The 13174-nt window shown below is 62.2% G+C and carries 10 protein-coding genes; 9 read left to right on the top strand and 1 reads right to left on the bottom strand.

Annotated features, from left to right (window positions below):
* Positions 1–143 precede the first annotated feature (143 nt).
* From mreB to tldD, 8 genes are all read left to right on the top strand, one after another.
* Positions 144–1184, top strand: coding sequence for a rod shape-determining protein MreB (gene mreB, locus Q8M42_RS03145; protein ID WP_304868311.1), 1041 nt, complete (start codon positions 144–146; stop codon positions 1182–1184).
* A gap of 136 nt (positions 1185–1320) precedes the next feature.
* On the top strand, positions 1321–2223 hold the full coding sequence (mreC, locus tag Q8M42_RS03140; protein WP_370692726.1) for a rod shape-determining protein MreC: 903 nt from the start codon (positions 1321–1323) through the stop codon (positions 2221–2223).
* Complete coding sequence (gene mreD / locus Q8M42_RS03135) at positions 2223–2708, top strand: rod shape-determining protein MreD (RefSeq protein WP_275961888.1); 486 nt, start codon at positions 2223–2225, stop codon at positions 2706–2708. Before mreC ends, mreD begins: the two co-directional genes overlap by 1 nt.
* A 45-nt stretch (positions 2709–2753) precedes the next feature.
* Complete coding sequence (locus tag Q8M42_RS03130; protein WP_304868313.1) at positions 2754–3374, top strand: nucleoside triphosphate pyrophosphatase; 621 nt, start codon at positions 2754–2756, stop codon at positions 3372–3374.
* 58 nt (positions 3375–3432) lie between these two features.
* Complete coding sequence (gene rng / locus Q8M42_RS03125) at positions 3433–4890, top strand: ribonuclease G (protein WP_304868315.1); 1458 nt, start codon at positions 3433–3435, stop codon at positions 4888–4890.
* 16 nt (positions 4891–4906) lie between these two features.
* Positions 4907–8740: a YhdP family protein gene (locus Q8M42_RS03120; RefSeq protein WP_304868316.1), complete on the top strand. Its 3834-nt coding sequence runs from the start codon at positions 4907–4909 to the stop codon at positions 8738–8740.
* A gap of 85 nt (positions 8741–8825) precedes the next feature.
* Entirely contained in the window at positions 8826–9695 is an 870-nt protein-coding gene (locus tag Q8M42_RS03115; protein ID WP_304868317.1) for a carbon-nitrogen hydrolase family protein, read from the top strand.
* Positions 9692–11149, top strand: coding sequence for a metalloprotease TldD (gene tldD, locus Q8M42_RS03110; RefSeq protein WP_304868318.1), 1458 nt, complete (start codon positions 9692–9694; stop codon positions 11147–11149). Before Q8M42_RS03115 ends, tldD begins: the two co-directional genes overlap by 4 nt.
* A gap of 50 nt (positions 11150–11199) precedes the next feature.
* Here the strand turns inward: tldD and yjgA are convergent, their stop codons facing one another.
* Complete coding sequence (gene yjgA / locus Q8M42_RS03105) at positions 11200–11718, bottom strand: ribosome biogenesis factor YjgA (RefSeq protein ID WP_304868319.1); 519 nt, start codon at positions 11716–11718, stop codon at positions 11200–11202.
* A 103-nt stretch (positions 11719–11821) separates the two neighbouring features.
* Here yjgA and pmbA point away from each other — a divergent pair, with 103 nt between their 5' ends.
* Positions 11822–13168, top strand: coding sequence for a metalloprotease PmbA (gene pmbA, locus Q8M42_RS03100; RefSeq protein ID WP_304868321.1), 1347 nt, complete (start codon positions 11822–11824; stop codon positions 13166–13168).
* Positions 13169–13174 lie beyond the last annotated feature (6 nt).

Raw genomic sequence — 13174 nt, 5'->3', positions numbered from 1 at the left:
GCCTTAAAGCCCTGAAAAACCGGCAATCTAACATATTGGTGCCTTGCTCAAAATCCCTGCCGTTGTTAGAGTTTGCCGCACTTTTTAGCAGCGCCTTTACCGCGCTTCGTCTTTACCCACGCGTTGCCTAGGGTCCTTATCCCATGTTCAAAAAACTGCGTGGCATGTTTTCCAGCGATCTGTCGATTGACCTGGGCACTGCCAATACCCTGATTTATGTCCGCGATCGCGGCATTGTGCTGAACGAGCCGTCCGTGGTTGCCATCCGTACCAGCGGCAACAACCAGAAGAGCGTGGTCGCCGTCGGTACCGAGGCCAAGCGTATGCTCGGTCGTACCCCGGGCAACATCCAGGCCATTCGGCCGATGAAAGACGGCGTGATCGCCGACTTCAGCGTCTGCGAAAAAATGCTGCAGTACTTCATCAACAAAGTGCACGAAAACAGCTTTCTGCAGCCATCGCCGCGCGTGCTGATTTGCGTGCCGTGCAAATCCACCCAGGTCGAGCGCCGCGCCATCCGTGAGTCGGCCCTCGGTGCCGGTGCTCGCGAAGTGTTCCTGATCGAAGAGCCAATGGCTGCTGCCATCGGTGCCGGCCTGCCGGTTGAAGAGGCGCGTGGTTCGATGGTCGTCGATATCGGTGGTGGTACCACTGAAATCGCCCTGATCTCGCTTAATGGTGTCGTTTACGCAGAGTCTGTGCGCGTTGGCGGCGACCGTTTCGACGAAGCGATCATCACCTACGTGCGCCGTAACTACGGTTCGCTGATCGGTGAATCCACCGCTGAGCGCATCAAGCAGGAAATCGGCACCGCTTACGCTGGTGGCGAACTGCGTGAAGTCGACGTACGTGGCCGCAACCTGGCCGAAGGCGTGCCACGCAGCTTTACCCTGAACTCCAACGAAGTGCTCGAAGCGCTGCAGGAATCCCTGGCGACCATCGTCCAGGCGGTGAAAAGCGCGCTGGAGCAATCGCCGCCAGAACTGGCTTCCGACATTGCCGAGCGTGGCCTGGTGCTCACCGGTGGTGGCGCGCTGCTGCGTGATCTGGACAAGCTGCTGTCGCAGGAAACCGGCCTGCCGGTTATCGTCGCCGAAGACCCGCTGACCTGCGTTGCACGCGGTGGCGGTAAGGCTCTGGAAATGATGGATCGCCACACCATGGACTTGCTGTCCTCGGAATAAGCGCGACCGCTCCAAGTCTTGAGCTGCAAGCCGGGTTTTACTCGCTTGCAGCTTTTGTTTTGCTGCCTGACGCTGTGAGGAGCTGCCGATCAAACCGCTATTTGCCAAAGGTCCTTCGCTGGGTGTGCGCCTGCTGGTGTTCACCGTGCTGTCGGCTGCGCTGATGGTGGTCGATGCGCGCTTCACTCTGTTGCAGCCGGTGCGGGCGCAGCTGGGCCTGATCGTCGAGCCGGTCTACTGGGTCGGTCGCTTGCCGGTGCGGGTGTGGGAGAGCGCGACTCAGGAACTGAGTACGCGCAATGAGCTGGCCGCCGAGAACGAAAAGCTCAAGGCCGAACAGCTGATGATGCAGCGCCGGCTGCAGAAGCTTGCCGCCCTCACCGAGCAGAACGTGCGCCTGCGCGAGCTGCTCAACTCGGCTGCGCTGGTCGATGATGACGTACTGGCCACCGAGCTGATCGGTATCGACCCCAACCCCTTTACCCATCGCATTCTGATTGACAAGGGTGAGAAGGATGGCGTGTTCCTCGGCCAGCCGGTGCTGGACGCCCGCGGCCTGATGGGCCAGGTGGTCGAGGTCATGCCCTACACCTCGCGCGTATTGCTGCTGACTGACACCACCCACAGCATTCCGGTGCAGGTCAATCGCAATGGCCTGCGTGCCATCGCCAGCGGCACCGGTAACCCGGAGCGCCTGGAGCTGCGGCATGTCGCCGACACGGCGGATATCAAGGAAGGTGATCTGCTGGTCAGCTCCGGTATGGGGCAGCGTTTCCCGGCCGGTTATCCGGTGGCCATGGTCAGTGAAGTGATCCACGACTCCGGCCAGCCGTTTGCGATTGTCCGTGCGGTGCCCACGGCTATGTTGAACCGCAGCCGCTATATGCTGCTGGTATTTACCGATCCGCGTACGCCGGAGCAGCGCGCCACCGAGTCGGCGCAGGCGCAGGAAGCCCTGGATCGTGAAATCCTGCAGCAGGCGCAACCCGCGGCCGACGCACCAGCAGCGCCCGCCAATCCGTCGGAGGCAGCGCAATAATGGCCGCACGTTCAAGCAATATCTGGGTGGTCTGGCTGACATTTGCTCTGGCGCTGTTGCTTAGCGTATCGAGCATGCCCAAGTTTATGGAGCTGGGCCGGCCGCTGTGGCTGGCGCTGTTTCTGACCTATTGGGTGCTGGCGTTGCCACATCGCGTAGGCATGACCACGGCCTGGGCCATCGGCTTGTTGGCCGATGTGCTGAATGGCAGTTTGCTGGGGCAGAATGCGCTGATCCTGACCCTGATCACTTTCCTGGTGCTGACCCTGCATCAGCGTTTGCGCATGTTCCCAATGTGGCAGCAGAGCACGGTGCTGCTGGTGGTGTTCGGCCTGGCGCAGCTGGTGCAGCTGTGGCTGAACGCCCTGACCGGCAGTCGCCCGCCGACTCTGACCTTTGTCTTGCCGGCGCTGGTCAGTGCCTTGCTCTGGCCTTGGGTCTGCACCTTGCTGCGCGGGCTGCATCAGCGTCTAGGCGTCAATTAAGCAAGGCCGCTCGGCCTTGCGTTTATCCGACAGGGAGAAGTCAGCATGGCCACCCTCTATCTCGCTTCCGGGTCGCCGCGTCGCCGTGAACTGCTGACGCAAATTGCTGTGCCCTTCCTCACGCAAATCGCCCCAATTGATGAAAATGCATTGCCAGGTGAGTCGCCAATCGCCTATGTAGAGCGTCTGGCTCGCGCCAAGGCGCAGGCTGGGCTGGCGCCATTGGCCGATACTACGGATGCCGTGGTGCTCGGCGCCGATACCGCCGTGGTGCTCGATGGGCGGATTCTCGGCAAGCCTGTCGACCGTGACGATGCGCTGGCGACCTTGAGTGCTTTGTCCGGGCGCACTCATCAGGTGCTGACGGCCGTGGCACTGGCCAGCCGCGAACGGCTGGAGTCGCGGGTGGTCACAAGCCAGGTCACCTTCCGTGCGTTGAGTCAGGCGGAAATCGAGGCTTACTGGGCCAGCGGCGAGCCGCAGGACAAGGCCGGGTGTTACGGTATTCAGGGCCTGGCGGCGGTGTTTGTCAGCCAGTTGCACGGCAGTTATTCGGCGGTGGTGGGTTTGCCACTGTGTGAGACTGCCGCGTTGCTCGCAGAATTTGCTATTCCGTGCTGGCAGTCGCTGCCAGATCACAGTCAAGAGGTTGCGGGTCGCGGGTGATGGCTGGCACGAGTGCCACAGTCCCGGCTTTCAGCATGCTCTCACAAGAGATAAGCGCATGAGTGAAGAGATCCTGATCAACATCACGCCGATGGAGTCGCGCGTGGCGGTGGTGGAAAACGGCGTACTGCAGGAAGTGCATGTCGAACGCACGCAGAAGCGTGGCATCGTCGGCAATATCTATAAGGGCAAGGTGGTGCGCGTGCTGCCGGGCATGCAGGCGGCTTTTATCGATATCGGCCTGGAGCGTGCGGCGTTTATTCACGCGGCGGAAATCTCCAGTCGCGAAGGCCCTGCGGTGGAAAGCATCAGCGCCCTGGTGCATGAAGGCCAGAGCCTGGTGGTGCAGGTCACCAAGGACCCGATTGGCAGCAAGGGCGCGCGCCTGACCACTCAGCTGTCGATCCCCTCGCGTTACCTGGTGTATATGCCGCGCACCGCCCACGTTGGCATCTCGCTGAAAATCGAGGACGAAGCTGAGCGCGAGCGTCTGAAGCAGGTGGTGGCCGATTGCGTGGCCGCCGAAGGCATTGAGGAAAGCGGCGGCTTTATCCTGCGCACTGCGGCCGACGGCGCCGGGGCCGATGAAATCCTCGCCGATATCCGTTACCTGCGCCGTCTGTGGGAGCAGATTGCCACGCAGATGAAAGTCGGTCCGACGCCGCTGGTGATCTACGAGGATCTGTCCCTGGCGCTGCGCACCCTGCGCGACCTGGTCAGCCCGAAAATCGAGAAGATCCGCGTCGACTCGCGGGAGACCTTCGGCAAAATCACCCAGTTCGTCGATGAGCTGATGCCGGAAATCGCCGACCGCCTGGAGCACTATCCCGGCGAGCGGCCGATCTTTGATCTGTATGGCGTCGAGGACGAAATCCAGAAGGCCTTGGAGCGTAAGGTGCCGCTCAAGTCCGGTGGCTACCTGATCATCGATCCGGCTGAGGCGATGAGCACCATCGATGTGAATACCGGCGCCTTCGTCGGCCATCGCACGCTGGAAGAGACCATCTTCAAAACCAATCTGGAAGCCGCCACCGCGATTGCTCGCCAGCTGCGCCTGCGCAATCTCGGCGGGATCATCATCATCGACTTTATCGACATGATCGATGAGGAGCACCAGCGTCAGGTGCTGCGTACCCTGGAGAAGCAGCTGGAGCGCGATCACGCCAAGACCAATATTATTGGCATCACCGAGCTGGGCCTGGTGCAAATGACCCGCAAGCGCACCCGTGAAAGCCTTGAGCAGGTGTTGTGCGAGCCGTGCAGCTGCTGCCAGGGACGCGGCAAGCTGAAAACGGCGGAAACCACCTGCTACGAAATATTTCGCGAGATTCTCCGTGAGGCGCGGGCTTACCAGCCGGAAGGCTATCGTGTGCTGGCCAATCAGAAAGTGGTCGACCGTCTGCTCGATGAAGAGTCGGGCAATGTCGCCGATCTCGAAGCCTTTATTGGTCGTACCATCAAGTTTCAGGTCGAGACCATGTATTCCCAGGAGCAATACGATGTGGTGCTGCTCTGATATGGGCGTGAACTGAATGCAGGCGTTGGCGCGTTGGACTGCCCTGCTGCTGCGTGGCGCATTGGGGGTGTGCGCTTTGGCGCTGGTATTGGCAGCGCTGTATGTCAGCCTTGGCCGCGAGCTGGTGCCGCTGGTCGCCGAATACCGCCTGGACGCCGAAGACAAGGCCCGTGCAGCGCTGGCCATGCCGGTGCAGATCGGTGCGCTGGAAGGCCTCTGGCAAGGTTTTTCGCCGGTGCTGATCGCTCACGATGTGGCGGTCGGTGAGGGCGCCGGGGCCTTGCAGCTGGATCAGGTGCGCGTGGTGCCGGATGTGCTGGCCAGCCTGCTGGCGCGGCAGCTACGTATCGCCCGGCTCGAGCTGGATGGCCTGCAACTGGTGGTGCAGCAGGGCGAGGACGGTCGCTGGTCGCTCAAAGGCTTACCGCAACGCAGCGACCCGGCGCCGTTGGATCTGGCTCAGGTGCTGACGCAATCGCAGATGGTCAAGCGCCTGTCGCTGTTTAACAGCCAGATCACCGTACAAGCCTTCGAGCAGCCGGCGCGGACCCTGACCTATGTCAATCTCACCCTGCGTAACGGCAGTATTCGACAGCGTCTGGACGGCCGCCTGCTGTTGCCTGACGGCCAGCCACTGGCCCTGCAGTTGCGCACGCGGATAAGCGCCAAACGCTGGCAGGAGGCCGAAGCCGAGCTGTACCTGAGCTTGCCGCAGAGCGATTGGGCTGCCTGGGTGCCGGCGAGCCTGCTGGCGCAATGGCGGCTTGAGCAGTTACAGCTGGGCGGCGAGGTCTGGTTGAGCTGGGCCAATGGCGGCGTACAGCGGGCGGTCAGTCGTCTGCATGTGCCACAGCTCAAGGCCGGCTATGCCAAGCGCGAAGCGGTGGCGCTGCATAATCTGGCGTTGAATGCCTATTTCACCCGCACCGAGCTGGGTTTCAAGCTGGTGCTGGATGACCTGGCCTTCAGTCGTGATGAGCAGCGCTGGGGCGAGGTGCGCCTGGCGCTGACCCAGCAGGCGGAAAGCGCAGACGTGCAGGAGCAATGGTTGCTGAGTGCTGATCGACTCGACCTGGCGCCGCTGCAGCCGCTGGTGGCGGGGCTTGCACCGCTGCCGGATAACGCCCTGGGGTTACTCGAGCAGCTCAAGCCGCATGGCGCGCTGCGCAATATTCAGCTCGACTACCGGCCGCACCTGACCGATAGCAAGCGTCTGCAGTTCTCGGCCAATCTAGAGCGCATTGGCTTTGCTGCATGGCACGGCTCGCCTGCTGCAGAAAATGTCAGCGGCAGCATCAGTGGTGATCTCGGTCAAGGTGAGCTGCGGGTTGATAGCGAAGACTTTTCCCTGCACCTCGATACTCTGTTCCCCAAACCCTGGCACTACCAGAAAGCCAATGCCCTGCTGACCTGGCAGATAGATGAGGAAGCGTTCACCCTGCGCAGTCCGTATCTGCAAGTGGTGGGTGAGGAGGGGCCGGCTGCCGGTGATTTTCTGATTCGCCTGCGTTTCGACCCGACGCAAGAAGACTATATGGACTTGCGCGTCGGCCTGCGTAACGGCGACGCGCGCTTTACCGAGAAATACCTGCCGAGCCGCGCGCCGGGCATGAGTGCCGACCTGGACGCCTGGCTGAAAACTGCCATCCGTGGTGGCGCGGTCGATGAAGGTTATTTCCAGTACCAGGGCTCGCTGAACAAGGGGGCCGAGCATGCTGCGCACAGCATCAGCCTATTCTTCGCCGTGCATGATGCCGAGCTGGCCTTTCAGCCCGGCTGGCCATCGCTGCGCGAGGGGCGTGGCAAGGTGTTGATCGAAGACAGCGGCGTGCGCGTCGAACTGGCTGAAGGACGCATTCTCGATAGTCGAGTGAACAATGCCCAGGCGCTGATCGCGACTGCATTGCCCGGTCAGCCGCCACGTCTGTTGTTGACCAGCGAGCTGAGCAGCAATGTCGATGATGCCCTGCATATCTTGCAGCAAGCGCCGATCGGCACTGCAGAAACCTTCGCTGGCTGGACTGGCGCGGGGGCGCTGGCTGGCAAGCTCAAGCTCGACCTGCCGCTACGTAAAGGCCTTGCCCCGGAAGTGGTGGTGGATTTCGCCACTGAAAGCGCACAACTCAGCCTGCCCAACCCGCCGCTGCAGTTCAGTCAGTTGCAGGGCGCCTTTCGTTACAACACCGCCAGCGGCCTCAGCGCCCCGGATATTCGTGCCCAGGTACTGGGTCATGCGATGCGCGCCAAGGCGCTGGCCGAAGGCGCGCGCGGCAAGGCGCGCAGTCGCATCGAGGCCAACGGGCAGATCGCCGTCAAGGAGCTGAGCAGCTGGCTGGGCGTGACCCAGCCGCTGCCCATCAGTGGCAATCTACCCTATCGCCTCAACCTGACCCTGGACGGCGCCGACAGTCAGTTACGTGTGAGTTCCACCCTCAAAGGCGCCACGCTGGCGCTGCCGGCACCGTTCGGCAAGACCGCTGCCGAGGAGCGTGTGACGCAGTGGCGCATGACCCTGGGTGGCCGTGAGCAGCGCTACTGGCTGGATTACGCCGAGTTGCTGAGCCTGACCTTGGCCGCCCGTCCGGGGCAGTTCAACCAAGGTCGCGGCGAGATTCGCCTGGCCGATGGCCCGGCCAGCCTGCCGACCAGTCAGGGCCTGCGTGTGCGCGGGCGCGTGGCCGAGCTGGACTGGTCGGCCTGGCAGCAGGTGTTGCAGCCCTATGCCAGCGTGCCAGTCGATGATGCGCAGCGGCTGTTCAAGGACGCGCAGCTGCGTATTGGCCGTTTCAGCGGTTTTGGCATCAGCCTGGATGCGTTAGAAGTGGCGGTTCAGCGCGATGCTGCAACCTGGGCAGTCAGCCTCGACAGTGCGCAGCTGAAAGGCCAGGTCGGCTTGCCGGATACCCGTGAGCTGCCGATTGCCCTGACGCTCGATTACCTGCGCTTACCGGCGGCAGAGAAGAAGGCTGCAGGCGAGCCTGTGGTCGAGGCACCAGACCCGCTGGCCAGCGTTGATCCGAGCAGCTTCCCGGCGCTGGACGTGCGTATTGCCCAGGTTTATCAGGGCATCGAACCGCTGGGCAGCTGGTCGCTCAAGGCGCGTCCGGTCGGCACCGGGGTGCATTTCAACGAGCTGGACCTCAACCTCAAGGGCTTGAAGATTGGCGGTCGGGCCACCTGGCTAAACGCCGCAAGCGGCATGCGCAGCAGCTATAAGGGGCGTATGGGTGGCGCCGATCTGGCTGATGTATTGATCGCCTGGGGCTTTGCCCCCACCGCCAGCAGCCGAGATTTTCATCTGGATGTGGATGGCGACTGGCCCGGCTCGCCGGCCTGGTTTGGCATGAAGCGTTTTAGCGGCACGCTGGATGCCTCGCTGCGCAAGGGCCAGTTCTCCGAGGTGGAAGGTCCGGCTTCGGCGCTGCGGGTATTCGGCTTGCTGAATTTCAACTCGATTGGTCGACGCCTGCGCTTGGACTTCTCCGATCTGCTTGGCAAGGGCCTGAGCTATGACCGGGTCAAGGGCCTGCTGGTGGCCGATAACGGTGTGTTCGTGACCCGCGAGCCGATCACCCTTGAAGGGCCGTCGAGCAATCTGGAGCTCAATGGCACCCTGGACATGGCCAATGATCGCATTGATGCCAAGTTGTTGGTGACCCTGCCGGTGACCAACAACCTGCCTTTGGCCGCGTTGATAGTTGGTGCGCCGGCTATTGGTGGGGCGCTGTTTATCGCCGATAAGCTGCTGGGTGACCGCGTGGCGCGCTTTGCCAGCGTGCAGTACGACGTCAAGGGCTCCTGGCAGAACCCGGATATCAGTTTCGACAAACCCTTCGAGAAACCGCAGTAAACCCGCACGGCGAATATGCAGCCGTGCAGTCTGCCGGTATGGCTTGTAAGCTGAAGCCTGATACCGATAGAGAGATAAGGCAGTCATGACTTTCGCAGTCATTCAAATGGTCAGCCAGGCCGATGTCCTGGCCAATCTGGCGCAGGCTCGGCAGTTGCTCGAACAGGCTGCTGCGCAAGGTGCGCGGCTGGCGGTGCTGCCGGAAAACTTCGCGGCCATGGGCCGGCGTGATCAGGCCGCACTGGGGCGTGCCGAAGCGTTGGGCGAGGGGCCGATTCTGCCCTGGTTACAACAGGCTGCCCGCGATCTGGGCCTGTGGATTGTCGCCGGCACCTTGCCCTTGCCACCGGATGGCCAGCCTGACGCCAAGGCTCATGCCTGCTCCCTGCTGATCGATAATCAAGGCCAGCGGGTGGCGCGTTATGACAAGCTGCACCTGTTTGATGTGGATGTCAGCGACAGCCACGGCCGCTATCGCGAGTCTGACGATTACGCCTTCGGTAGCCTGGTGGTGGTAGCCGATACTCCGGTTGGGCGTTTGGGTCTGACGGTGTGTTATGACCTGCGCTTCCCCGAGCTGTACAGCGCGTTACGTGCGGCTGGCGCCGAGTTGATCAGCGTGCCGGCGGCCTTTACTGCGGTTACCGGCGCGGCGCATTGGCAAATACTCACCCGCGCGCGGGCCATCGAAACCCAGTGCTATGTACTGGCGGCCGGTCAGGGCGGCAGCCATCCGGGCGGGCGCGAGACCTTTGGCCATTCGGCGCTGGTCGACCCTTGGGGGCGCGTGCTCGCCGAACTGCCACAGGGGCCGGGCGTCCTGCTGGCCGAGCGTGATGCGGCCGAGCAGGCGGCGATCCGTCAGCGTATGCCGGTGGCGCGGCATAAACGATTTTTTGCGGCAGCCGAACCACGGCTGCCAGGTGCAACAGTCATAAACGAGATTGAGCAATGAACAATATGTTGGTGTCCGTCAGTGAACATCTGCTGGGGCCGGGCGGTTTGACCATTGAGCATCTGCCTGGAATTTTGGCCGACCTGGCCGGGCCGGGAATCGATGCGGCCGATCTGTACTTCCAGAGCCAGGTTTCGGAAACCTGGGCGCTGGAGGATGGCATCGTCAAGGAAGGCAGTTTCAACCTTGATCAGGGCGTCGGCGTGCGCGCTCAGTCCGGCGAGAAAACCGGTTTTGCCTACAGCAATGCGATTACCGCTGACGCCTTGAGCCAGGCGGCACGCGCGGCCCGCTCGATTGCCCGCGCCGGGCAGAACGGCCGCGTGCAAGCGTTCAGCAGCCCGCTGGTCAAGCCGCTGTATGCCCAGGACAACCCGCTGGATGTGCTGGGCCGGGCGGAAAAGGTCGAGCTGCTCAAGCGCATCGACGTCGCCACTCGCGCCCTTGATCCGCGCATCAAGCAGGTTTCGGTCAGCCTGGCCGGGGTGTGGGATCGCATTCTGGTCGCCGCTAACGACGGCAGCCTGGGCGCGGATATTCGCCCGCTGGTGCGCTTCAATGTCAGCGTGATCGTCGAGCAGAACGGTCGCCGCGAGCGCGGCAGCCATGGCGGCGGCGGACGTACCGATTACCGCTACTTCCTTGAGCAGACCAGCAACAACGAAGAGCGCGCCATGGGCTATGCCCGTGAGGCCCTGCGCCAGGCGCTGGTCAACCTCGAAGCGATTCCGGCCCCGGCAGGCACTATGGCCGTGGTGATGGGCGCAGGCTGGTCTGGCGTGCTGCTGCATGAAGCAGTCGGCCATGGCCTGGAAGGCGACTTCAATCGCAAGGGTAGTTCGGCCTACAGCGGCCGTATGGGCGAGCAGGTGGCCTCCAGCCTGTGCACCATCGTCGATGACGGCACCCTGGCCGAGCGCCGCGGCTCCCTGAGCATGGACGATGAAGGCACGCAGACCCAGTGCACCACGCTGATCGAGAACGGCGTGCTCAAGGGCTACATGCAGGACAAGCTGAATGCCCGCCTGATGGGCGTGGCGTGCACCGGTAACGGTCGCCGTGAGTCCTATGCGCACTTGCCGATGCCGCGCATGACCAATACCTACATGCTGGCTGGCGAGAGTGACCCGGAAGAAATCATCCGTTCGGTGAAGAAAGGCATCTACTGCGCCAACCTTGGCGGCGGCCAGGTGGATATCACCAGCGGCAAGTTCGTGTTTTCCACCAGCGAGGCTTACCTGATCGAGGACGGCAAGATCACCGCCCCGGTCAAAGGAGCAACGCTAATCGGCAATGGTCCGGAAGCCATGAGCAAGGTGTCGATGGTTGGTAACGACCTGGCGCTGGACAGCGGCGTCGGTACCTGCGGCAAGGACGGTCAGTCGGTGCCGGTTGGCGTGGGCCAGCCGACGCTGAAGATCGATGCGATTACGGTGGGCGGGACGGGCGGTTGAGATTTGTAGGATGGGTTAGCCGAAGGCGTAACCCATCATGACCGAGAGGCCTAGCGCAAACCGCGCTGGGTTTCATCCAGCTCGCGGATGTATTTGAAGATTTTGCGTGAAGCGGCAGGCGCTTTGTTCTGCGCCAGTTCGTGCTGGCCCTGACGGATCAGCTGGCGCAGGTGCTGGCGGTCAGCGTCGGGGTATTCACCGACAAATTTTTCCAGGGTGTCGTCGTCGCCGTTGAGCAAACGGTCACGCCAGCGCTCCAGATTATGAAAGCGTTCGTTGTACTGGCGGGTGGAGGCATCCAGCTGGTCGAGCAGGGTCAGGATGGCTGGGATGTCCTGATCGCGCATCAGTCGGCCGATAAACTGCACATGGCGCTTTTTCGCGGCATTGGCCGTGTGCTTGGGCGCTTCGGCCAGCGCGCGGCGCAGCTCGTCGGTCAGCGGCAGCTTGTTCAGCAGGTCGAGTTTCAGGGTAGTCAGGCGTTGCCCCAGATCTTGTAGCGCATGAAACTCGCGCTTGACCTGGGTTTTGCTCTTCTCGCCGGAGAAGTCGTCAAGGTATTCAGACATGGTGGCGGTCCAGTGGAAAACGCCGACATGATAGCAGCAAGTTTCCAGCTGTAAGCGTCTGGCCTGTTTGGCCGCGCTTGCCGCTTATCGTTCAGGAGTTCTTATGAGTGCAGTAGACATCGTCGGCCCCCAGGCTGTGCCGCATTTGCAGGCGCAGGTGGAGCAGATTATTGCTGAAGCGAAAAAGCAGGGCGCGAGTGCCTGTGAAGTGGCAGTTTCGGTAGAGCAGGGCTTGTCCACCACGGTGCGTCAGGGTGAAGTGGAAACGGTTGAATTCAATCGCGACCAGGGTTTCGGTATCACCCTGTATGTCGGTCAGCGCAAGGGTTCGGCCAGCACCTCGGCCAGTGGCGAAGCGGCGATTCGCGAGACCGTAGCGGCCGCGTTGGCGATTGCCAAACATGCCTCCGAGGACGAATGCGCCGGTTTGGCCGATGCGGGCTTGATGGCCCGCGAACTGCCGCAGCTGGATCTGTATCACGCCTGGTCGATTACCCCGGAGCAGGCTATTGAACAGGCCTTGAGCTGCGAGGCAGCGGCCTTTGCCGCAGACCAGCGGATCAAGAACGCCGATGGCACGACGCTGAATACCCATCAGGGTTGCCGGGTTTATGGCAACAGCCATGGCTTTATCAGCGGTTACGCCAGCACGCGGCACAGCTTGAGCTGCGTGATGATCGCCGAAGATGGCGGGCAGATGCAGCGCGACTACTGGTACGACGTCAATCGCCAGGGCGAATTGCTGGCCGATGCCGGCAGCATTGGCCGTCGCGCTGCCGAGCGTGCAGTAAGCCGTTTGGGCGCGCGTCCGGTGCCGACCTGCGAAGTGCCGGTGCTGTTCGCTGCAGAATTAGCGGGTGGCCTGTTTGGCAGCTTTCTCGCGGCTATTTCCGGCGGCAATCTGTACCGCAAATCGTCGTTTCTTGAAGGGACACTCGGTCAGCAGCTATTCCCTGAGTGGTTGACGCTGGATGAACGCCCGCATATCCCTCGCGCCTTGGGCAGCGCGGCCTTCGATGGCGACGGTCTGGCGACCTATGCCAAATCCTTTGTCGAGCGCGGCGAGCTGCTGTCCTATGTGCTCGGCACCTACTCCGGACGCAAGCTGGGCATGCCCAGCACCGCCAACTCCGGCGGCGTGCATAACCTGTTTGTCAGTCACGGCGATGAAGACCAGAAGGCGCTGCTCAAGCGCATGGGCCGCGGCCTGTTGGTCACCGAACTGATGGGGCAGGGCCTGAACATGGTCACCGGCGACTATTCGCGTGGTGCCGGTGGTTACTGGGTGGAGAATGGCGAGATCCAGTTCCCGGTGCAGGAAGTCACCATTGCCGGCAATATGCGCGACATGTTCAAGCAGATTGTTGCGGTGGGTAATGATTTGGAACTGCGCAGCAATATCCGCACCGGCTCGGTGCTGATCGAGCGCATGACGGTGGCCGGTAGTTGATTCCGC

It is taken from the genome of Pseudomonas sp. (genome assembly GCF_030684895.1).
Lineage (GTDB): Bacteria > Pseudomonadota > Gammaproteobacteria > Pseudomonadales > Pseudomonadaceae > Aquipseudomonas.
The sequence above is the reverse complement of the archived record's forward strand: the minus strand, read 5'-3'. Positions and strand labels throughout refer to the sequence as shown.

Coding starts and splice junctions, on each gene's coding strand:
- rng (WP_304868315.1), top strand. CDS start 3,433: ATGAGTGAAGAGATCCTGATCAACATCACGCCGATGGAGTCGCGCGTG.
- Q8M42_RS03130 (WP_304868313.1), top strand. CDS start 2,754: ATGGCCACCCTCTATCTCGCTTCCGGGTCGCCGCGTCGCCGTGAACTG.
- yjgA (WP_304868319.1), bottom strand. CDS start 11,718: ATGTCTGAATACCTTGACGACTTCTCCGGCGAGAAGAGCAAAACCCAG.
- pmbA (WP_304868321.1), top strand. CDS start 11,822: ATGAGTGCAGTAGACATCGTCGGCCCCCAGGCTGTGCCGCATTTGCAG.
- Q8M42_RS03120 (WP_304868316.1), top strand. CDS start 4,907: ATGCAGGCGTTGGCGCGTTGGACTGCCCTGCTGCTGCGTGGCGCATTG.
- Q8M42_RS03115 (WP_304868317.1), top strand. CDS start 8,826: ATGACTTTCGCAGTCATTCAAATGGTCAGCCAGGCCGATGTCCTGGCC.
- mreB (WP_304868311.1), top strand. CDS start 144: ATGTTCAAAAAACTGCGTGGCATGTTTTCCAGCGATCTGTCGATTGAC.
- tldD (WP_304868318.1), top strand. CDS start 9,692: ATGAACAATATGTTGGTGTCCGTCAGTGAACATCTGCTGGGGCCGGGC.
- mreD (WP_275961888.1), top strand. CDS start 2,223: ATGGCCGCACGTTCAAGCAATATCTGGGTGGTCTGGCTGACATTTGCT.